The following is a 21,001-nucleotide window of genomic DNA, read 5'->3' as shown; positions in this document are numbered from 1 at the left end:
TGGGCCGTGGGCCGTGGGCCGTGGGGCATCCTGCCGGCGTCCGCGCCGGGCACAGCTTCGGAGACGGCGACGGACACGCCGGTCGACTGCAGGATGCGGCGGCGCGCCGGCCTCGGCATCCGAAGTTGTGCCCGCAGAACGGGGGCCTGGAACGGAGGAGGGTGGACGACGAGAAACAGACGGGGACGGAGGGGTGTGTCAGGGCGCGGGAGGCAGCGGAGCGGGGACGAGCTCGGGTGCAGAGGATGCCGGAGGGCGGAAGCGACCGCCGGTGGCGGCGAACCAGCATCCGACGATGATCAGCGGGAAGCCGATCAGCAGCCCAGGAGTCAGCGGCTCGGCGAGCACGAGCGCACCCAGGATGATCGCGACGACCGGATTCACGTACGTGAACAGCGGTGCGCGCACGGGGCCGACTTCGCGGATCAGCGCGAAGAAGGCGAGGAACGCGACGGCCGTGCAGATGACGGCGAGCGCGAGAAGTGCGCCGAGCGAGGGCAGCGTGGGGACTTCGTGCTGAGTGAGGATGCCGATCGGCAGGTAGATCACTCCGATCATCAGCAGCGACAGCACGATCGTTCCCAACGAGGGGACGTCGTTGAGCTTGCGCGCGACGATGAACGGAGCGATCGCGTACAGGATCGCGACCAGCAGCACCTCGCCCGCCGCGAGCAGACTCACCTGCCCTCCGAAGAGTCCGGGACCGGCGACGACGATCGCCACTCCGAGGAATCCGACGAGCAGGCCGATCGAGCGGGACGGACGCAGCACCGCCCGATCGCCTCCCCCGAGAGCGATGAGCGCGGCGAACAGCGGCACCGTGGCGACGAGCAGGCCCGTCATGCCCGAGGGAAGCGTCATCTCGGCGTGACCGAGCAGCACGAAGGGGCCCGCCATCTCGATGATCCCGAAGGCGAGCACCCACGGCCAGTGTCGAAGGGCGGCGCGCAGCGCACCTCCGCGGATCGCGAACGGCAGGAGCAGAAGGGCAGCGATGAGCGTGCGTCCTGCGACGATCGCGGGCGGCGAGATCGACTCGACCGCGATTCTGATGAACAGGTAGGGCACGCCCCACAGCAGGGCCATCGCACCGAAGAGCAGCCAGCCGCGTCGCGAGAAGCCGCCCTGCGCGTTCACAGCACGCGCCGGCCCTCGAAGGCGCGACCGAGGGTGACCTCGTCCGCGTATTCGAGGTCGCCTCCGACGGGGAGACCCGAGGCGAGACGCGACACCGTGATCTGCATCGTCGTGAGCAGTCGACTGAGGTAGCTCGCCGTGGCCTCGCCCTCGAGGTTCGGGTTGGTCGCGAGGATGACCTCCTGCACCGTCCCGTCGGCGAGTCGCGTCATGAGCTGGGCGATGCGCAGGTCGTCGGGGCCGATGCCGGCGATCGGGCTGATCGCCCCGCCGAGCACGTGGTACAGGCCGCGGAACTCGCGGGTGCGCTCGATGGCCGCGACGTCCTTCGCATCTTCGACCACGCAGATCAGCGCCGCGTTGCGTCGGGGGTCGCGGCAGATCGCACAGCGCTCCTGCTCTGCGACGTTGCCGCAGATCTCGCAGAAGCGCACGCGTACCCGGATCTCGACGAGCAGCTCGGACAGGCGCGCGACGTCGAACGTCGGCGTCTGCAGGATGTGGAACGCGATGCGCTGTGCGGACTTGGGCCCGATACCGGGAAGGCGACCGAACTCGTCGATCAGCTCTTGAACGATGCCGTCATACATCAGGAGAACCTCGTCGGGGGCTCGTAGGGCTCTTCGCGCACGAACGTCGCGCCGAGCACCTGGCGGATCACGGCCTCTCCGTAGCGCTGGACTCCCCCGGCGGGGGTGCGCTCGGTGATGACCGGTGCGGCCGCCGATGATGCCCGCGCGGGAGCGGCGGACACAGGGGTGGGTTGCATCGGCGAAGGCCGCACGGAGGCCGACTGGGCGGGAGCCGACCGGGCGGAAGCGGATCCCCCGCCCGCCGGACGGCCGGAAGGAGCGGTCGCCTGCGGGGCGGGCTCGTAGGCCGGATCGTACGGAGGCTCGTCGTCGTAGTACGGGGGCTCCTCGTCGACGGGAGGCGGCGCCTCGTCACGGTCGCGCGGCGCGGGCGTCGGGATTGCGGGTGCATCCCCTGCCGACACGGCCGCGTCGGGCGCGGCCATGGCCGCAGGCGCGGATGCCGGTGCCGACACCGCCGCGGGAGCAGCCACGGTCTCAGCCGATGCCGGGATCGGGGCGACCGCCCACTCGGTCACCGATGCTGCGGACGCACCTCGGCTCTGTGAACGGGAGGAACCCGCTGACGCAGGCTCCGATGCAGGCGCCTCGTCGGCGGGGCCACCCGACGACGACGTCGCGGGCTGACGAGGCGCGCCGCCCGCGGGCATGGGGGCCGGGAGATACTTCACCCGCACGCCCACCTCCTGCTCGATGGCGGTGCGCAGATGGTCGGACGGGCCGGATCCCGGTGTGGTGCCCTTGAACTTCGCCACGTCGTGCTGGCTCGCGAACCCGAGGGTGAGCACCTCGGTGTCCGTGACATACGCGAGCGGCTGCACGGCAGTCGCCAGGAGCCAGGACGTGCGGCTGATGCTCTCGAGGCGCTTGAGGACCGCGGGCCACGCCGCAGTGACGTGCTCGAGCGTCACAGGTCCCACAGGTGCGGCGACCGGCTCTGCGGCCTGAGGCTCGACGGTCGGCACGGCTGCGGCCGGAGCCGCGGCGGACTCCGACGACGTCGATTCTGCGGACGTGGTCGCTGCGGCATCGTGCGCCGAGGTCGCCGCGGACGAAGCAGGAGTAGGAGCAGCGGCAGCAGAAGCAGCAGCCGGAGCAGCAGCAGCCGCAGGAGCAGCGGCAGCAGGAGCAGCAGCGGGGGTAGGAGCAGCAGCCGGAGCGGATGCCGGAGCACTCGCCCGAACGGGAGCAGCCGCACCCGCCGGCGTTCCCGCGGCCAGAACGTCGTTCGCCGCGGCGAGCACGCGTGCCACCATGAGCTCGAGGTGCAGTCGCGGCGAGGTCGCACCGGACATGTCGTCGAGGGCGGCGCTGACGACGTCGGCGGTACGCGACAGGCGCGCCGCGCCGAAGGCATCCGCCTGCGTCCGCATGCGGGCCAGCTCGTCTTCGGCGATACCGCGCAGGACCGACGATGCTCCGGCTCCGACGGCGGCGATCACGATGAGGTCCCGCAGCCGCTCGAGCAGGTCGTCGACGAAGCGCCGCGGATCCTGGCCCGTCTGCACGACACGATCGATCGCGGGGAAAGCCGCCGCCGCGTCTGCGGATGCCAGGGCGTCGACGATCTCGTCGAGCAGCGCCGCGTGGGTGTACCCGAGGAGCGCGACGGCGCGCTCGTACGCGACGGTCACGGTCTCGGATCCTGCCGGGGAGTCGGAGCCGGCGATGAGCTGGTCGAGCAGCGACAGCGTGTCGCGAGGAGACCCGCCTCCGGCGCGGACCACGAGCGGCAGCACGCCCTTCTCGACGATCACACCCTCTTCGGTGCACAGCTTCTCGACGTATTCGAGCATCGCAGCGGGCGGGACCAGCCGGAACGGGTAATGGTGCGTCCGCGAGCGGATCGTGCCGAGCACCTTTTCGGGCTCGGTCGTCGCGAAGATGAACTTCACGTGCTCCGGCGGCTCCTCGACGAGCTTGAGCAGAGCGTTGAATCCCTGCGGCGTCACCATGTGCGCCTCGTCGAGGATGAAGATCTTGTAGCGGTCGCGGCTGGGAGCGAACGTCGCGCGCTCGCGCAGGTCACGCGCGTCGTCGACGCCGTTGTGGCTGGCGGCGTCGATCTCGACCACGTCGAGGGATCCGCCGCCGGCACGCGACAGCTCGACGCAGCTCGGGCAGGTGCCGCACGGCACGTCGGTCGGCCCCTCGGCGCAGTTCAGGCAGCGGGCGAGGATGCGCGCGGAGGTCGTCTTGCCGCAGCCGCGCGGCCCGGAGAAGAGGTAGGCGTGGCCGACACGGTCGCCGCGGAGGGCCGTCATCAGCGGTTCGGTCACCTGGGACTGCCCGATCATCTCGCCGAACGACTCGGGGCGGTAGCGGCGGTAGAGGGCTGTGGTCACCAGAACAGCCTACGGCGTGCCACGGACGTTCAGGCAGGCGGAACAGCCCGATCGACCGCGGCGGGCCTCATCGACCGGTCCGCACGGGCGTCGCGGCCCGGAGATCACGACGACACGGCCTCGAAGACGCCCCCGACGACCTCGACGACACCGCCGCCGGCATCCATCAGATCACCGACCGCGGTCACGAGATGCACGACTCCTCCCACGAGCTCGATCACCTCGATGACACCTCCGATCACCTCGAGCGCGCCGTCCACGCCGTCGGCGAGGCGCAGCTCCTGGGACTCCGTGCGCAGCACCGACGTCCAGGAGCGCTCGAGCCCGAAGAGCACCGCATAGGGCAGCAGCCTCTCGTTCAGGAGGAATCGCTGCAGGCGCTCGCTCGCCGCCTCGGGAGAGACATCCTGCCGCAGCTCCGCCCCCTGCGCCGACTGCGAGAAACGCAACGGCTCCGCCTCGGCGAGCGCGATGTACTCGCGCATCCCGGCGAGATGGGCGCGCATCGGCTCCGCGGCCGGACGGAACCGGCGCCACGGGGCCGGCGCGACGACCATGGTGGCGATCGCGACCGCGAGCCCGACGAACAGCACGACATACAGCGCCGTGCCCGGCTCGCTCACGGCCCAGGCGGCGAGGAGCAGCAGCAGGCACACTCCGGCGACGAGAGTGGCCGCGACGCGGAGCAGGTAGGTCGCCCACCCGCGCCGGCCGCGCGCGAGGAGACCGGCAGCGGCGAGTCCGGACTCCGTCTTCTCCAGCACCGCACGCACGCGTCGGTGCAGCGCCCTGCCGTCCGAGCTGAAGCGCCGTACGCGTCCGGACGTGTGGTCCGGTCCGAACAGCGCCTCGAGGACGCCGAGTTCCTCCGGCGTGAACGTCGCGCCGTCGACGACCTCGATCGCGACGGGAGCGCGCTTCCGACCGCCACCCTGCGCGGCGGCATCCGCATCGACGAGCAGCCGCACCTTGCGTCGCACGGCCAGATCGATCAGCGCCGCCGCGATCGCCCGGCGATCCGCGTCGAGCAGCAGCGCGTCGTAGAGGACGGTCGCGCCGGGCGCGGGGGCGAACCGCGGCCCGGGCGACGACACCCGCTGCACCGAGCGCGCACGCTCGACGATCGCGAGAACGAGCAGCAGCAGGGCGGGTGCCAGACCGAACAGCGCTGCGGTGATCAGCACCTCAGTCGATCGGTTCGATGATCGGGATGGCGGTCGTGATCACCGGCACGGATGCCGACAGCCGCGTCCCGTCCTCCCGCAGCGCGTCGGCGAACTGCCGCAGCGATGGCCGACCGGGGATCAGCGGTCCCTGATCGGCGAGCGGGACGACGACCTCCTGCTCGACCGTCGCGATGTACGCGGCATCGCGCACCGTGAACGGCACAGGGTCGCCGGTGAGCACGCGCACGCGCAGCTCCCCCGTGGTGAGGGTGATCTGCAGCGCCGATCCCTGCCACTGGAGCGGATACGACAGCGAGGGCCAGTCCGCCGGGAGGCGCGGGTCGAAGCTGAGCTCCCCCGCGTAGTCGCGCATGCCGCCGAAGCCGCAGACGAGAGCGGTCCAGACCCCACCGGCCGAGGCGACGTGCACGCCGTCCGCCGCGTTGTGGTGCAGGTCGTGCAGGTCGACGAACAGCGACTGGCGGAAGTACTGCAGCGCCAGATCCTGGTAGCCCACCTCGGCGGCGAGGATCGACTGCACGACTGCAGAGAGCGTCGAGTCGCCCGTGGTCAGCGGGTCGTAGTAGTCGAAGTCGGCCTTCTTCTCCTCCGGCGTGAAGTGGTTGCCCTGCAAGAACAGCGCGAGGACCACATCCGCCTGCTTCAGCACCTGGAACCGGTAGATCACCAGCGGGTGGAAGTGCAGCAGCAGCGGGCGCTGCTCCGGCGGGGTGTGCGCGAGATCCCACACCTCGCGCTCGAGGAACAGCGAGTCCTGAGGATGGATGCCGAGGTTCTCGCTGAACGGGATGAACATGGCATCCGCTGCCCGCTCCCATCCCTCGGCCTCACCCTCGGCGAGTCCGGTGCGCTCGACGACCCTGGCGAACTCCTCGCCGTTCGCCTCCTGCGCCTCGCGGACGACCTTCGCGGCGTAGCGGAGGTTGTAGCGCGCCATGACGTTCGTGTACAGGTTGTCGTTGACGACGGTCGTGTACTCGTCCGGCCCCGTGACGCCGTGGATGTGGAACGTCTCGATGCCGTCGTCGTCGGTCGTGTCGGCGACGAGGCGCGAGGTGCGCCAGAACCCGAGCGTCGCCCACAGACGGGCCGTCTCGATCGCGATGTCGATGCCCTCGCGACGCAGGAAGTCGTCGTCGCCGGTGGCGCGGACGTACTTGCCGAGCGCGAAGCTGACGTCGGCGTTGATGTGGTACTGCGCGGTGCCGGCGGCGTAGTAGGCCGAGGCCTCCTCGCCGTTGATCGTGCGCCACGGGAACAGCGCGCCCGCCTCGTTGAGCTGCGCGGCCCTGCGGCGAGCGGCGGGGAGCATGAGCACGCGGGCGCGCAGCGCATTGCGCGCCCACTGCGGCGACGTGTACGTGAGGAACGGGAGCACGTAGATCTCGGTGTCCCAGAAGTAGTGCCCGCTGTACCCCGAACCGGAGACGCCCTTCGCCGGCACTCCGGTGCCGTCGGCACGCGCCGAGGCCTGAGCGAGCTGCAGGAGGCACCAGCGTGTCGCCTGCTGGATGTCCTCGTGTCCGCCGATCTGCACGTCGCTGCGCGCCCAGAACGCGGCGAGCCATTCGGCCTGCCGGTCGAACTGCGCCTGCACGCCCTCGAAGGCGACACGGTCGAGCGACCGACGGCAGCGGTCGACGAGCTCCCGCGGCGGCACGCCCCGCGACGTGTGGTAGCTGACGAGCTTGGTGACCGAGATCGGCACGCCGGCCTTCGCCTGCACCCGGAACACGTTCTTGGAGATGTCCTCCTCGATCAGCGTGCGCGAGGTGTAGTCGTTCTCCGTCTCGATGACGTGATCGGCGACGACGGCGACGGTCATCCCCGAGGCCGCGACCGTGTACGACAGAGCGGAGCGCAGGTCGTCCTGCCAGTGCTCGGCCGGCTCGAGCACGCGCTCGGCGATCCGCTCGGCCTTGCGGGGGTCGAACCCGCTCTTCGCCTGGTTCGGGGTGCCCGCGTACACGCCTGCGCCGTCCTGGCGGTTGATCATCTGGCAGCTGACGGTCACCGGGGCGTCTGCGTTCTCGACGACGACCTCGAGGCGGAGGATCGCGAGATGGCGCTCCTCGAAGCTCACGATGCGCTCGTCGCGCATCCGCACCCGCTTGCCGGACGGGGTCTCCCACACCACGATGCGCTCCAGCACCCCGGTCCGCATGTCGAGCGTGCGGCGGTACTCGCGCACGTCCGCTTCGTCGAACGAGATCGGCTCGTCATCGACGTAGACACGCATGACCTTGGCATCCGGCGCGTTGACGATGGTCTGGCCGACCTCGGCGAACCCGAAGGCCTGCTCGGCGTGGCGGATCGGCCAGGTCTCGTGGAGTCCGTTGATGAACGTGCCGTGCTCGTGCGCGCCGCGTCCTTCGATGTGGTTGCCGCGAAGTCCGAGGTACCCGTTGCCGACGGCGAAGAGCGTCTCGGCCACTCCGTCCTCCGAGTAGCGCGTCTCGATGAGGCGCCAGGGGTCGACGGGGAAGCGGTCGCGGTCGATCATGCGGTCTCCTCGGTGTCGGAGGGGGTGGCCTTGTGGGAGAGATCTGCGGACTCGGAGTCCGAGAGGAAGACGGCGAGGTCGTCGACGACGACGGTCGCCCCGGCCGCGCGCAGGGCATCGGCGCCCGCACCTCTGTCGACGCCGACGACGGTCGCGTAACCTGCCGCCGCGGCGGAGGCGACGCCGGACGTCGCGTCCTCGACGGCGATGCTGCGCGCCGGATCCACGCCGAGCGCGACGGCGCCGGCGCGGAACATGTCGGCGGCGGGCTTGGACGAGAGGTGGTCGCGTTCGGCGACGACGCCGTCGACCACGACGGGGAAGAACGAGCGGATGCCGGCGGCGGTCAGCACCTCCTCGGCGTTCTTCGAACTCGACACGACGCCGATGGGCACCCCTGCGGCGGAGAGCTTCTCGATCAGGGCGAGCGAGCCGGGGAACGGCGCGATGCCCTCGGCGCGCAGCGATTCGGCGAAGGCGGCGTTCTTGCGGTTGCCGATGCCGCAGATCGTCTCGGCCTCGGGCGGATCGTCGACCGCGCCCCACGGCACCTCGACGTTGCGGCTGTGCAGCAGGCTCGCCACGCCGTCATAGCGCTTCTTGCCGTCGACGTAGTCGAAGTAGTCGGCGTCCGAGTACGGCGGGGTGATGTCCCAGCGCTCGAAGACGTCGTCGAACACGACCTTCCACGCGCGCATGTGGACCTCGGCGGTCGGCGTCAGCACGCCGTCGAGGTCGAACAGGACGCCATCGGCGCGGAGCGGATCGGGCAGGGCTTCGGGCACAGCAGCCTCCAGGAGAAGGACGAGGGGTTCCGGCACCTCTCCGTGCCACTGTGCAAGCGTAGTGCGGCGCGGCACCGTCGGTAACCCCCGAGGGCGGATGGATCAGAGCAGGCGCGAGGTCTGCCTGGCGATCTCGAGCTCTTCGTTCGTCGGCACCACGAGCACCTCGACGCTCGACGTGTCGGTGGAGATCCGACGGATGCCCCGCTGACGCGCGGCGTTGCGTCCCGGATCGATCTCGACCCCCGCGAATCCGAGGGTCGCCATCGCCTCGGCGCGCACTGCCGCGGCGTTCTCCCCCACGCCGGCCGTGAAGGAGATCACGTCGACGCCACCCAGCTGGGCGATGTACGCGCCCGCGTAGGCGCGCAGCCGATGGATGTACACGTCGAACGCCAGCGTCGCCGCCGCGTCACCGGCATCCCTCCCGGCGAGGATGTCGCGCATGTCGCTGCGCCCCGCGAGCCCCTGGAGTCCGCTGCGGGAGTTCAGGAGCACATCGAGGTCGTCGATGGAGTAGCCCGCGCGCCGCGAGAGGTGCACGAGGGCGGCGGGGTCGAGGTCTCCGGATCGCGTGCCCATCACGAGACCCTCGAGCGGGGTGAGCCCCATCGAGGTCTCCACCGATCGCCCGCCGTCGACGGCGGTCACCGATGCCCCGTTTCCCAGGTGGAACACGAGCTGACGGAGCGTGCCGAGATCGCGCCCGAGGAAGGCGGCGGCCGACTCGCTGACGAACTGGTGGCTCGTGCCGTGGAAACCATAGCGGCGCACCCGGTGCTCCGCGGCGAGGTCGGCGTCGATCGCGTAGGTGTACGCCGCGGGTGGGAGCGTCTGGTGGAAGGCGGTGTCGAACACCGCGACGTGGGGTACGTCGGCGAACACGGCCTTGGCCGCGACGATCCCCGCCAGGTTCGCCGGATTGTGCAGCGGAGCGAGCACCGCCAGCTCCTCGATCTGCTCTTCGACGTTGGCCGTCACGAGGGTCGGCGCGTAGAAGCGGGCGCCGCCGTGCACGACGCGATGGCCGACGGCGGCGGGAGGATGCTCCGCGAGCACCGGTCCGTGCTCCTCGAACTGCTCGAGCATGACCCCGAACGCGGCGTCGTGGTCGGCGACGGGCCGCTCCGTCTCGTAGGACGCGTCGAGCATCGCGACGAGCCCGCCGGTCGAGGTGTCGGGGCGAACGGTGTGCGTGATCGCGCTGATGTCCTGACCGATGCGCTCGATGAGCCCTGCCGCGAGCTCGTTCTCGTTCTCGATGTCGATCAGGCTGTACTTCAGCGACGACGATCCGCTGTTGATGACCAGGATCGCGCTCATGCCGTCGCCTCCGCCGCCTGTGCCTGGATGGCGGTGATGGCCACGGTGTTGACGATGTCGTCGACCAGGGCGCCGCGCGACAGGTCGTTGATCGGCTTGTTGAGCCCCTGCAGGACCGGTCCGATCGCGACGGCGCCCGCCGACCGCTGCACCGCCTTGTACGTGTTGTTGCCGGTGTTGAGGTCGGGGAAGACGAACACCGTCGCCCGCCCGGCGACGGCGGAGTCCGGCAGCTTCGCCTTCGCGACCGCGGCATCGGCGGCCGCGTCGTACTGGATCGGACCCTCCACGAGCAGCTCGGGTGCGCGCTCGTGCACGAGAGCGGTCGCCGCCCTGACCTTGTCGACGTCGGCGCCGGTCCCCGACTCGCCCGTCGAGTACGAGAGCATCGCGATGCGCGGCTCGATGCCGAACTGCCGGGCGGTCGCGGCAGACGAGATCGCGATGTCGGCCAGCTGCTCGCTGGTGGGATCGGGGATCACGGCGCAGTCGCCGTAGACGAGCACCCGATCGGCGAGCGCCATGAGGAACACGCTCGAGACGACGTCGACCCCCGGCTTGGTCTTGATGATCTCGAACGAGGGCCGGATGGTGTGCGCCGTCGTGTGCGCCGCCCCCGAGACCATGCCGTCGGCGAGACCGAGGTGCACCATCATCGTCCCGAAGTACGACACGTCCGTGACGGTGTCGGCCGCCTGGGCGAGGGTGATGCCCTTGTGCGCGCGGAGCCGTGCGTACTCGGCAGCGAAGCGCTCGACGTGCTCGGGGTCGTTCGGGCTGATCACCTGAGCCGTCGTGATGTCGACGCCCAGTTCGACCGCACGCGCTCGCACCGCTGCCTCGTCGCCGAGGATGGTGAGGTCGGCGACGTCTCTGGCGAGCAGCGTGGCTGCGGCGCGCAGGATGCGGTCGTCGTCGCCCTCGGGCAGGACGATGTGGCGGCGATCAGCGCGGGCGCGCTCGATCAGTCCGTACTCGAACATCAGGGGTGTGACCACGCGAGATTCGGCGAGGCCGAGCTGAGTGGTGAGCTCGGCGACGTCGACGTGGGTCTGGAAGAGGCCGAGTGCGCGATCGTAGCGGCCGCGGGAGTCGGGCGAGATGCGTCCGCGGGCGCCCATCACCCGCACCGCGGTGTCGTACGTCCCGAGGTCGGTCGCGATGATCGGCACGGTCGAGGGGAAGCCGTCGAGGAGCCGCACGATCGGCTCCGGCAGCGGGAACGGTCCGTTCAGGATGATGCCGGCGACCCGCGGGAAGGTGCCGGAGGCGTCGGCGAGCAGCGTCGCCAGAAGCACCTCCGTGCGGTCGGCCGGTATCACCACCACTGATTCCTCGGTCAGTCGGGGCAGCACGTTCACCATCGACATGCCGGCGACGACGATGGTCAGGGCCTCGCGTGCCAGGCGGTCGTGATCGCCCTTGATGAGACGCCCGTCGACCGCGGTGAGGATGCCGCTGATCGATGGCGCCACGAGGGTGCGGTCCTCGGGGATCGCCCAGACGGGCGTGGTCTTCTGCGGTCGCATGGCCGCCACGGCCGATTCGATCTCGCCGAGAGCCTCGCGGTCGGCCCTGTTGACCACGACGGCGAACAGCTCGGCCCGCTCGATCTCGAGCTCGGAGAGCGCGAGAGCAGCGATCTGACCCACGGCGGCGGGAGTGCGGGCGGTGGTCGTGCCCAGCTGCTCGGCCTGCCGCTGCTGATCGCGGCCGCTCAGCACCAGCAGCACGGGGGCTGCGAGGTTCGCGGCGATCCGGGCGTTGTACCCCAGCTCCGCAGGGCTCGCGACATCCGTGTAGTCGCTGCCGATGATGACGACCGCGTCGCATCGGCTCTCGACCGCCTTGAACCGGGCCACGATCGTCGACAGGGCACGGTCGGGATCGTCTCGCACGTCGTCGTAGGTCACCCCGATGCAGTCGTCGTAGTCGAGATTCACGCCGTCGTGGGCGAGCAGCAGCTCGAGCACGTCGTCGCGCTCGGTCACCGACCGGGCGATCGGTCGGAAGACGCCGACCCTGGGTGTCACGCGCATGAGCGCGTCGAGCACGCCGAGGGCGATGGTGGACTTGCCGGTATGACCTTCGGCCGAGGTTATGTAGATGCTCTGCGCCACGGTTACACCCTAGGCGCACCTCGCCCGGAGGGCGCTGGGTGGATGGCCGTGCGAACCCGGATCAGCAGGTGTGCGAGAGGGCGTCGACCACGGCGACGGCGTCCTCGGAGTACCGCGTGTAGTAAGTGGGGTCGAGGTTGATCTGCACGCGATGGATGGCGAGCGAGGGCTCCATGGACTGCCATCCGCGCACCCGCGCCAAGCGCTCGTAGAACAGCGTCGCTGCGGTCGCCGGATCCATCCGCTCCTCGGGCGTGCCCCACCAGTCCTGCTGCTGGAACAGGCCGATGCTCGTCGTGCGGCTGCCGTCGGGATTCGTGAATCCGCTGGTCTCCCAGTCGCCGTAGTCGATGTTGCGCAGGCTGCTCTCCCCCATCGCCGTCATCACGCCGAGTACCTGGCCGTCTCGTCCGAAGCCCATGGAGGTCGCGGTCTGCATGATGGTGGCGGCGTTCTCGAGCTGTTCGCCGTGCCACCCCGCGACCCCCGCCTCGGGGAACGTGCTCGGATCACCGAGGCAGATCGCGACCGGCTTCTCGTGCGCGAGCCCGAGCGGGATCAGCACCGCGGCGAGCGCGACGACGACGACGGCCGCGGCGGACAGGGCGATCCGCCGCAGGAGGCGCACGCGCCGCATCCGCAGCTGGGCTCGCCGTCGCGGTGACATCCGTCGCGCACGCCCCCGACGCCGCCCCGAGCGCTTCTTCGCCCGGCGCGCGGGCGCGCGGGTCGCGGGCGCCCGGCTCCCCCGTGTGGTGCTCACGGGCGTCCTGACCTGTTCCGCCCGACGAAGACGGCGAGGCCTCCTCCGATCGCACCGAAGAGGTGGGCCTGCCACGAGATGCCCTCACGCACCCCGACGACCCCGGCGAGCATGGAGCCGCCGTACACGCTGATCACCGCGAGCGCGATGAGCGCATAGAGCACCCGGTGCGCCACCCGGCCGGGGGCGAACACGCGCATCACGGTGTAGCCGAAGTAGCCGAACACGAGTCCGGATGCGCCCACCGTCAGCGCACCGGGCGCGTTCACGAGCCAGGTGCCCAGGCCTCCGATCACGGCGACGATGACCGTGACGGTCCAGAACCTGCGCGTGCCCTCGACCGCGACCAGGCAGCCGAGCACCAGCAGCGGCACCGAGTTCGCGACGAGGTGCGCCCAGTTCGCGTGCAGCAGGGGGCCGAGGAGGATGCCGCCGAGGCCCGAGAGATCCCACGAACGGAGCCCGAAGCCGGTGAACGAGCCCGGCAGGACCGCGTCGGCGAACTGGATCGCCCACATCAGCGCGAGCAGCAGGAGCGGCGACAGGAAACGGCTGAACGCACCCGAGCGCGGAGAGTCAGGGGTGCGGTTCACGTCTCGCCTTGTCACGTCTCGATCCTGGCAGGGCTGCCCCCGAGGACGCTGACAGAAAAGAAAGTGACCCTCCGCGCACCCAGCAGAGCCCGGTTACCCTTGCTGCGTTTCCGCCCTGGGGGAATTGGCCTGGATGCCGCCACGCGGAGAGCCGTCGACAAGTCTAGCCGATGTCCGGACGTGCTCTTCGACAGGCTGCCGACTCTCGGGGCCGGGCGCAGCGGCACGGCCGCGTCCTCAGCGGCATCCGCGCGTCAGCCGTTCTCACCCCATCGGGTGGTAGCCGGGTTACGATCGGTTCACGCGCACCGCAGCGCCCAGTGAGAGGGAACGCATGCCAGAGAATCCGACCCTGATCCCGACCGTCGTCGACGCCGAGCAGTTCGCGGTGCAGACGTCGGCGATCGTCGATTCCGTCAGCCGGGTGATCGACGGGAAACCGGATGCCGTGCGCAGCGCCCTCGTGTGCCTTCTCGCCGAGGGCCACCTCCTGATCGAGGACGTCCCCGGCGTCGGCAAGACGATGCTGGCCCGCGCGCTGGCGGCGAGCGTGGATGCGACCGTGCGGCGCATCCAGTTCACCCCCGACCTGCTGCCGGGAGACGTGACCGGGGTGAGCGTCTACAACCCGGTCGATCGCGAGTTCGAGTTCAAGCGCGGCGCGGTGTTCGCGCACATCGTGATCGCCGACGAGATCAACCGCTCGTCGCCCAAGACCCAGTCCGCCCTGCTCGAGGCGATGGAGGAGGGACAGGTCACGGTCGACGGGTCGACGCACATGCTGCCGGATCCGTTCCTCGTCGTGGCCACCCAGAACCCGCTCGAGATGGAGGGCACGTACGCCCTCCCGGAGGCCCAGCGCGATCGCTTCATGATGCGCATCTCGATGGGCTATCCGGATGCGGCGGCAGAGGCCGAGATGCTGCGACAGCGCGATACCGTGAACCCGCTCGCCGCGGTCACCGCCGTCGCCGACGCCGCCTCGATCTCCGGACTCATCGCCTGGGCCCGTTCCGTGCACGTGGCTCCGGCTCTCGAGGAGTACACGGTGGCTCTCGCTCAGGCGACCCGCGCCGATCCCAATCTGCACCTGGGGGCGAGCCCTCGGGCGACCCTGCAGCTGATCAGGGCGGCGAAGGTGTGGGCGGCCCTCGACGGACGCGACTTCGTCATCCCCGACGACGTCACCGCTCTGCTGATCCCCGTGCTCGCGCACCGGCTGCTGCCCGCCCGCGGCGCGCATCGGGCGGGGGCGCAGCCCGTCGAAGCCGCCCTCCGTCAGATCGTCGAGCGGGTACGCGTCCCCGTCACGGCCCGATCCTGACCCGCTGCGTCCGATCATGCCCCGTCGTCGATCGCTCACCGCGCGAGGGATCGGTGCGCTCCTCGCCGGGCTCGGCTGCCTGATCGCGGCCAACCTCGTCGGCGCTCCGATCCTCCTGTACATCGGCGTCCTGCTGATCGCCGTCACGGCCTTCGCCGTAATCGCGGTCAGGGTGCCGCGCCGCTCCGGCACCGTGGCCCGACAGATCTCGACCGACCTGCTCACCGTCTCCGAGACCTCCCGCGTGACGGTGCGGTTCTCGCTGCGTGCGTTGCGCGTGCCCCGCGCCCTCTGGCGGGACGTGCTGCCCGAAGCGGTGACCGGCGACTCGGCCGGTGAATACCCGTCCGAGACCGGTCAGCTCAGCTACCTGATCACCGGAGTGCGACGGGGTGTCTGGCCGATCGGCCCGCTGGTGCTCCGAACCGTCGACCCGTTCGGGCTCGCCCAGCGCGAGCAGGCCTTCGGCGACACGCGGACCGTCACGGTGGTGCCGGAGGTCTTCACCCTCGCTCCCCTCACGGTCAAGGTGGGAGCCGCCGGAGGCACGGCGCACACCTCGTCGAGTCGACTGGGTCAGGGAAGCGACAACCTCTCCCCCCGCCGGTACGTCTCCGGAGACTCGATGCGCCGCATCCACTGGCGGGCCACCGCTCACCGCGGCCAGCTGATGGTGCGTCAGGAGGAGGAGGAATCCAGCCCGGATGCGCTCGTCATCCTCGACCGCAGCGCCTCGCGCTGGGAGCGTCCCGGTGACGAGGCCGACCCCGCCTTCGAGACAGCAGTGTCGATGTGCGCCTCCGTGGCCGTGCATCTCGTGCAGGAGGGCTACGGCGTCGATGTGATCGACAGCGCCGGAACGCTCCTGGGCACGCTGCGCGGCCACGAGGACGACCGGGACGGCCTGCTGGTCGCGCTCGCGCTGACGGCGCCACGAGGGGAGGCGCGCGACGTCGTCACCCTGGTCGGCGGCACGCCGCCCGGTCCGCTGGTCTACATCACCGGACGGATCGACGAGGAGGATGCCGCCCGCCTGCGCCCCGCGGGAGCAGCAGCGCCTCTGCTGTTCGCCACCGCCCTCGAGCCGGGCGCGAAGGATGTCGCCGCGCAGCAGGGGTGGCGAGTCGCGGACCTCGGTGAAGACATCACGGAGGCGTGGGAGGACGTCCTGCCCGATCGTGTGGGACTCGCCCCCGCCGAGCCGCAGGGGCGTGCCCGGTGAGCGCCGCCGAGCGTCGAGAGGCGCGCGCACGTCGCCTCACCTGGCATCGTGAGCACGAGCTGCCCCAGGGCACAGTGCTGCCTTCGGTCCTCGCGGCAGCCGCCGGCATCGTCGCCATGTGGCCGTACACCTCCGTCATCGAACCGGGCAGCTGGTCATTGGCCGTGCTGGGCGTCATCGTCGTCACCGCCCTCGTCGGAATGGTCATGCGCACGATGCTGAGGCGGCGACCGCAGTGGGTGCGCGACCTCGGCACCCTCGCGGCGCAGATCCTGGCGGCGGTCGGCACCGTCACCCTGCTCGTCGCCGGCGACACCGCTCTCTTCGGCGTCATCCCCACGGATGCCACCGTGTTCACCTTCCAGGCGCTGGCCGCCGCGGCGTGGGAGGAGGTCGCCTTCGGGTCGGCTCCGCTCGCCGCCTCGCCAGGACTCCAGGCGATGATGGGCATGGGATTCGCCCTCGTCGCCATCCTTCTCGACCAGCTCGTGACGCTGCGCGGTGCGATTCTGGCCTGCGTGCTCACCGCGGTGATCGGCTCGGTCCCGATGATCGTCACGCTCGGCGGAGTGAACATCGTGTGGTTCATCATGCTCGGCATCCTCATGCTGGTGCTGCTGCACCACACGGCCGCGCAGAACTCCGACTCGCCGCGACGCCCGTCGCTCGCGCTCGCCTCCGGCGTCGGTGTGGCCGCTCTCGCTGCGACGGTGCTCGTGGCGCCGGGGCTCCCGGTGGCGGCGAGCCTCGCGGGCACGGGCGTCGGCGTCACGGTCGACGCGTCGCTGCGACTCGGCGACGACCTGCGCCAGCCGAACCCGGTCGAGGTGCTCACGATGGCCACCACCGCCGACACCGCGCCCTACCTCAGGCTCACGACGCTGTCGGAGTTCAACGGCCGGGTGTGGGAACCGGACCGCGGCGGGCTGCGGCCGCAGCGGGACGGGTTCGGCCCCGACGAGTGGAGTGAGGATGTCACGACCACGGAGACGAGCACGTCGATCCGTGTGATCCGGATGTCGAGCGCGTGGCTGCCGGTGCCGTATCCCGCCGTGAGCGTGCAGGGCGTCCCCTCCGCCTGGCGGCTGAGCCAGGACAACCGCACCATCACCTCTCGCACTGCGGATGCCGTCGGCAATGACTACACGGTGCGCTCCCTGGAGGTGACGCCGACGCTGGAGCAGATCCGTGCGATACCCGCGGCCGAGCCGGTCGTGGACGCGGGATCGGAGCCTGTGGATCTGCCCGCGGTGATCGGGGAGACCGCCGAAGAGGTGACCGACGGCGCCACCAACGACTATGACCGACTGGTGGCTCTGCAGTCGTGGTTCCGCACCGAGTTCGCCTACTCGCTCGAGACCCCTGTCGACGAGGGCTTCGACGGCACCGGGGTCGACGCGGTCACGCAGTTCCTCGACGTGCGCTCCGGCTACTGCATCCACTTCGCCGGCGCTTTCGCGCTGATGGCCGAGAGCCTCGACATGGAGGTGCGGATCGTCGTCGGGTACCTGCCGGGAGTCCTGACCGAGAACACCCGCGGCGACGAGTCGGTCTACTCGGTCTCGAGCGATCAACTGCATTCCTGGCCGGAGGTCCTCTTCCCCGGTGTCGGCTGGGTGCCGTTCGAGCCCACCGCATCGCTGGGCGTGCCGACGGCGTTCGAGGCGGCATCGACCACGGAGGGAGGCTCAGGCGGCTCGGCGACTCCCGCTCCGTCCGCCGCGCCGAGCTCCGAGGCGACCACGGGTCCCGAGGTCGAGCGTGAGGATGTCGGCGACGATGCGGGTGGCACGGGCGAGCTCCGCAGGCTCGACCCGACACCTGTGCTGCTGACGACGCTGGGCGTGCTCGTGGTGCTCCTGCTCCCGGCCCTCGTCCGCTTCGGGATCGCCGCCTCGCGACGGGCCGCCGCCAGACGGGGCGACGCCGCATCCGCCTGGGCCGAGCTGCGCGCCACGATGCAGGATCTGCATCTGCCGCTCTCTGACGCGGAGACCCCGCGCATGCGCGGCGACGACCTGATCAGGGACAACCGGGTGGATGCCGCAGCCATGCAGGTCCTCGTCGCCGCCATCGAACGGGCGAGCTACGCGCGCCCGTCGTCAGAGCAATCCGCTGCTCTGGATGACGCGCTGGGAGCGGTGCTCGGGCAGTTGCGACGCAGCGTCGATCGGTGGCCGCGCGTGCGGGCCGCACTGGTTCCGCGATCGCTCTTCGCCAGTCGCCGGACCGACCTGGCGCTGACCGCGGGCGTGGGCTGAGCCGATCCCGCTCGCTCCGATCGCCCTCAGGCTGCGTGCTGCACGCAGGGAACCGACTGGCAGTTCTCGCACACCACGAACTGGGTGCGGCACGACAGGTCGGGGCAGTTCGCGGTGCGGTTGGTCGCCGCACCGCATCCGACGCACTCGCCGATGACGGCCGCATGGTCGGAGAAGTCGACGGATCCGCGCTTGTCGAAGACGTAGAGCGATCCTTCCCAGAGCCCGTCGTCGCCGTACTTCTCGCCGTAGCGGACGATGCCGCCTTCGAGCTGGTACACCTCTCCGAACCCACGCGAGGTCATCAGACTCGACAGGACCTCGCATCGGATGCCGCCTGTGCAGTAGGTCACGACGGGCTTGCCCTTCAGGTCGTCGTAGGCGCCGGAGTCGAGCAGCTGCACGAAGTCACGGGTCGTCTCGGTGTCCGGCACGACGGCTCCGCGGAAGCGACCGATCTGCGCTTCGAGGGAGTTGCGTCCGTCGAAGAAGACGACATCCTCACCACGCTCGGCCATCAGTTCGTGCAGTTCGTCGGGGCTCAGCCGCGTGCCGCCGCCGACGACGCCGTGCTCGTCGACCTGCAGCTCGCCCGGAGCGCCGAAGGAGACGATCTCGTCGCGCACCTTCACGCTCAGCTTGGGGAAGTCGAGGCTGCGTCCGTCGTCGTCGACCCCACTCCCCTCGCTCCATTTGATGTCCGCGTTCTTGAAGGGCGCGTACGAGCGGAAGGAGCGGGCCCACTTCTTCAGCACCGGAAGGTCGCCGCCCAGGGTGCCGTTGACCCCGTCCTTCGAGATCAGCACTCGTCCGCGCAGCCCGAGGGCGTCGCCCAGGTCGCGCTGCCACGCCCGGATGGCCTCGGGGTCGGCGAGCGGGGTGAAGACGTAGAACAGGACGATCTTGGGGGTTGCCACCCAGTGATTTTACGTCGTCCACACGGAGGCGCTCCGCTCGAGGGGCCTTCTGGCGCCCAGCAGCTGCCCGACGTGACGGTGCACGAACGGGAGCACCTGCGTGTGCTCCCCTGCATCCGCCCGGGTCAGCAGCTTCGTCATCACGTACAGCTGCGAGACGATGCCCCCGTCGGATTCGAGGTCGTCGCGGAACCGTCGTGTCACCTGTTCGGCGATCTGCGGCACGGCGAGCGAGTGACCGAGCAGGAACGCGGCATCGTAACCACGCGGCGCGAGTCCCCACGCCTCCCAGTCCGCGATCCCGAACGGCTCTCGATGCAGGTTGTTCCAGTGCAGATCGCCGTGGCTGGGCGTCCATCGATCCTCGTCCACCTCCACCTCGATACCGAAGAACACCGTGATGCGGCGGCGGACGACGTCGGGGTCGAGCACTCTGCGATCGGTCTCGACCTCCGACAGTGCGGCCAGGCTGTTCTCGAGTCCCTGCCACCAGGTCGAGTCCAGCCGTGGCGCCCGTTCGAGCATCGCTGTCGGCGCGCATGCGGTGCCGGGCAGGAGGCTCATGAGCTCGGCTCGATAGACGAGCGGGCCATCCTCCCATGCGCGCGCATCGAGCACGCGTGGCTTCGGCACGCCGCCGATGCCGGACGCCTCCTGGTTGCCCGTCCACCAGTCGCCCCGCGCCTGCTCTCGTCGAGCCCAGACCACACGAAGCCAGAGACGGCAGCCCGCGCGTTCGACGACGGAGCCGATGGAGCGATCGCGCCACCCGAATCGCACGCGCCCCAACGCTGCCACTCCCAGTTCCGCGACCGCATGGTCGTGCGCCATCCGGAGCACGGCGCGGAGGAGTGTCCCGAGGGAGCGTGCGGTCTCGACAGTGGTCATCGATGTCCTTCCGAGTGCGAGCAGATGTCGTAGCCATATGAAGTAGCAACGGGTTCATTTGAGGCTAGCCAGACGGAGATCCGCAGGACAAGGCCCCTGCGCATCGCATACCGGTGCGACGGCATCCGGGTCATCCGCTGGCCGGCGTGCGCGGGGGCTGGTCATGGGCGCTCCACGCGATCGGATAGACTGTTCAGGTTGTTCCTTGGTGACGTGTCCGAGCGGCCGAAGGAGCACGCTTGGAAAGCGTGTGTTGTGCAAGCAACCGCGGGTTCGAATCCCGCCGTCACCGCCAAAAGCACGAAGGGTCTCCGCGCCAGCGGGGGCCCTTCGTGCTTTTATCGAGCGCTGGGGATTCGGGGAGGCGCGAGCGCCAGCGAGCACCGGAGTCCCGCCGTCACCGCCACTCCGACAGGTACTCCCGCTCAGTCGAACAGCACGCCGAAGCTCTGCCCGCCGGGTTCGGCCGACAGCGGCGTCATCCCGAGCCGCGTGTAGAACGCGGCGGCTCCCGTGTTGTTCGGGTCCATGCCGAGGTGAAGGCCCCGCACTCCTCTGCGCCGCAACTCGGCGAAGAGCGTCTCGATCAGTTGCCGCCCGAGTCCCTGCCCCTGCGTCTCCGGCAGCAGGTCGATGTGCAGATGCGCGGGGTACGCCGCGGCATTCGCGTTCTTCCCCGGGCCCTGGCTGTAGCCGTAGTCGATCATCCGCTCCTCGCGCGTGCGGGCCTCGGCCGGCTTCGGGTAGCGCTGCTGCAGAGAAGGCCACCACTCGTCCCGGAACCAGGTCACGAAGGCCTCGGTGTCGTCGGTGGCGACGATGTACCCGATGACCCGCTCGTCGTCGGTCTCGACGACCCATGCGAGGTCCGGATGCCGTTCGACGTACGGCACCGCGAAGAGATCGCCCCACAGCGCGTCATCCGAGAAGAGGCCGGTCGCATCCGCTCCGGCGTCGGCGGTGCGCACGCACACCTCGTACAGAGCGGCTCGATCGGACGGGCGATACGGGCGGATGCGGGACACGACGAACTCCTCGAT

Annotated in this window: 16 protein-coding genes, 1 tRNA gene and 1 other RNA gene; 4 read left to right on the top strand and 14 right to left on the bottom strand. The window is 70.3% G+C overall.

Translation table 11 applies throughout. The annotated features are described in order from the left end of the window. Positions 1-198: 198 nt before the first annotated feature. From ACESK8_RS10035 to ffs, 11 genes are all read right to left on the bottom strand, one after another. Positions 199-1,137, bottom strand: coding sequence for a DMT family transporter (locus tag ACESK8_RS10035; protein WP_372968462.1), 939 nt, complete (start codon positions 1,135-1,137; stop codon positions 199-201). Beyond that, complete coding sequence (gene recR, locus ACESK8_RS10030; RefSeq protein ID WP_060926698.1) at positions 1,134-1,727, bottom strand: recombination mediator RecR; 594 nt, start codon at positions 1,725-1,727, stop codon at positions 1,134-1,136. Before recR ends, ACESK8_RS10035 begins: the two co-directional genes overlap by 4 nt. Further along, positions 1,727-4,075 carry a DNA polymerase III subunit gamma and tau gene (locus tag ACESK8_RS10025; protein ID WP_372968461.1) on the bottom strand — a complete coding sequence of 783 codons (2,349 nt, stop codon included), beginning with the start codon at positions 4,073-4,075 and terminating at the stop codon, positions 1,727-1,729. Before ACESK8_RS10025 ends, recR begins: the two co-directional genes overlap by 1 nt. A gap of 104 nt (positions 4,076-4,179) precedes the next feature. After that, on the bottom strand, positions 4,180-5,259 hold the full coding sequence (locus ACESK8_RS10020) for a hypothetical protein (RefSeq protein WP_372968460.1): 1,080 nt from the start codon (positions 5,257-5,259) through the stop codon (positions 4,180-4,182). Position 5,260: 1 nt separating this feature from the next. After that, positions 5,261-7,765 (bottom strand): glycoside hydrolase family 65 protein, encoded by a 2,505-nt coding sequence (locus ACESK8_RS10015; RefSeq protein WP_372968459.1) that lies wholly within the window; start codon positions 7,763-7,765, stop codon positions 5,261-5,263. Then, complete coding sequence (locus ACESK8_RS10010; protein WP_372968458.1) at positions 7,762-8,550, bottom strand: HAD family hydrolase; 789 nt, start codon at positions 8,548-8,550, stop codon at positions 7,762-7,764. Before ACESK8_RS10010 ends, ACESK8_RS10015 begins: the two co-directional genes overlap by 4 nt. Positions 8,551-8,652: 102 nt before the next feature. Next, entirely contained in the window at positions 8,653-9,873 is a 1,221-nt protein-coding gene (locus ACESK8_RS10005) for an acetate/propionate family kinase (RefSeq protein ID WP_372968457.1), read from the bottom strand. After that, entirely contained in the window at positions 9,870-11,993 is a 2,124-nt protein-coding gene (gene pta / locus ACESK8_RS10000) for a phosphate acetyltransferase (protein WP_372968456.1), read from the bottom strand. Before pta ends, ACESK8_RS10005 begins: the two co-directional genes overlap by 4 nt. A 61-nt stretch (positions 11,994-12,054) precedes the next feature. Continuing rightward, complete coding sequence (locus tag ACESK8_RS09995) at positions 12,055-12,756, bottom strand: hypothetical protein (protein ID WP_372968455.1); 702 nt, start codon at positions 12,754-12,756, stop codon at positions 12,055-12,057. Then, complete coding sequence (locus tag ACESK8_RS09990) at positions 12,753-13,364, bottom strand: rhomboid family intramembrane serine protease (RefSeq protein ID WP_372968454.1); 612 nt, start codon at positions 13,362-13,364, stop codon at positions 12,753-12,755. The genes ACESK8_RS09995 and ACESK8_RS09990 overlap by 4 nt, the downstream gene beginning before the upstream one ends. 44 nt (positions 13,365-13,408) lie before the next feature. Next, an RNA gene (ffs, locus tag ACESK8_RS09985) (signal recognition particle sRNA small type) lies at positions 13,409-13,505 on the bottom strand. 178 nt (positions 13,506-13,683) lie between these two features. Between ffs and ACESK8_RS09980 the strand changes: the two genes are divergently transcribed. Genes ACESK8_RS09980 through ACESK8_RS09970 form a run of 3 tightly spaced genes read left to right on the top strand, consistent with a single transcriptional unit; the run spans position 13,684 to position 18,156 of the window. Then, the gene (locus ACESK8_RS09980) at positions 13,684-14,673 is read left to right on the top strand and encodes an AAA family ATPase (protein WP_372968453.1); all 990 of its coding nucleotides are present in this window, start codon (positions 13,684-13,686) and stop codon (positions 14,671-14,673) included. A 16-nt stretch (positions 14,674-14,689) separates the two neighbouring features. Then, a complete protein-coding gene (locus tag ACESK8_RS09975) occupies positions 14,690-15,895 on the top strand; it encodes a DUF58 domain-containing protein (RefSeq protein WP_372968452.1) in 1,206 nt (401 codons plus the stop codon). Further along, entirely contained in the window at positions 15,892-18,156 is a 2,265-nt protein-coding gene (locus tag ACESK8_RS09970) for a transglutaminaseTgpA domain-containing protein (RefSeq protein ID WP_372968451.1), read from the top strand. Before ACESK8_RS09975 ends, ACESK8_RS09970 begins: the two co-directional genes overlap by 4 nt. Positions 18,157-18,182: 26 nt before the next feature. Here the strand turns inward: ACESK8_RS09970 and ACESK8_RS09965 are convergent, their stop codons facing one another. Both ACESK8_RS09965 and ACESK8_RS09960 read right to left on the bottom strand, forming a co-directional pair. Then, a complete protein-coding gene (locus ACESK8_RS09965) occupies positions 18,183-19,073 on the bottom strand; it encodes a rhodanese-related sulfurtransferase (RefSeq protein WP_372968450.1) in 891 nt (296 codons plus the stop codon). A gap of 9 nt (positions 19,074-19,082) precedes the next feature. Further along, on the bottom strand, positions 19,083-19,961 hold the full coding sequence (locus ACESK8_RS09960; protein ID WP_372968449.1) for a hypothetical protein: 879 nt from the start codon (positions 19,959-19,961) through the stop codon (positions 19,083-19,085). Between the two features lie 207 nt (positions 19,962-20,168). On the opposite strand from ACESK8_RS09960, the gene ACESK8_RS09955 reads away from it, so the two are divergent. Beyond that, a tRNA-Ser gene (locus tag ACESK8_RS09955) sits at positions 20,169-20,256 on the top strand. A 130-nt stretch (positions 20,257-20,386) separates the two neighbouring features. Here ACESK8_RS09955 and ACESK8_RS09950 read toward each other — a convergent pair. Continuing rightward, entirely contained in the window at positions 20,387-20,986 is a 600-nt protein-coding gene (locus ACESK8_RS09950) for an N-acetyltransferase family protein (protein ID WP_372968448.1), read from the bottom strand. Positions 20,987-21,001: the final 15 nt, after the last annotated feature.

It is taken from the genome of Microbacterium sp. (genome assembly GCF_041641055.1).
Taxonomy (GTDB): domain Bacteria; phylum Actinomycetota; class Actinomycetes; order Actinomycetales; family Microbacteriaceae; genus Microbacterium.
This window is presented reverse-complemented; position numbering and strand designations above follow the sequence as displayed.

Coding starts and splice junctions, on each gene's coding strand:
- recR (WP_060926698.1), bottom strand. CDS start 1,727: ATGTATGACGGCATCGTTCAAGAGCTGATCGACGAGTTCGGTCGCCTT.
- ACESK8_RS10015 (WP_372968459.1), bottom strand. CDS start 7,765: ATGATCGACCGCGACCGCTTCCCCGTCGACCCCTGGCGCCTCATCGAG.
- ACESK8_RS10005 (WP_372968457.1), bottom strand. CDS start 9,873: ATGAGCGCGATCCTGGTCATCAACAGCGGATCGTCGTCGCTGAAGTAC.
- ACESK8_RS09980 (WP_372968453.1), top strand. CDS start 13,684: ATGCCAGAGAATCCGACCCTGATCCCGACCGTCGTCGACGCCGAGCAG.
- ACESK8_RS09975 (WP_372968452.1), top strand. CDS start 14,690: ATGCCCCGTCGTCGATCGCTCACCGCGCGAGGGATCGGTGCGCTCCTC.
- ACESK8_RS09960 (WP_372968449.1), bottom strand. CDS start 19,961: ATGACCACTGTCGAGACCGCACGCTCCCTCGGGACACTCCTCCGCGCC.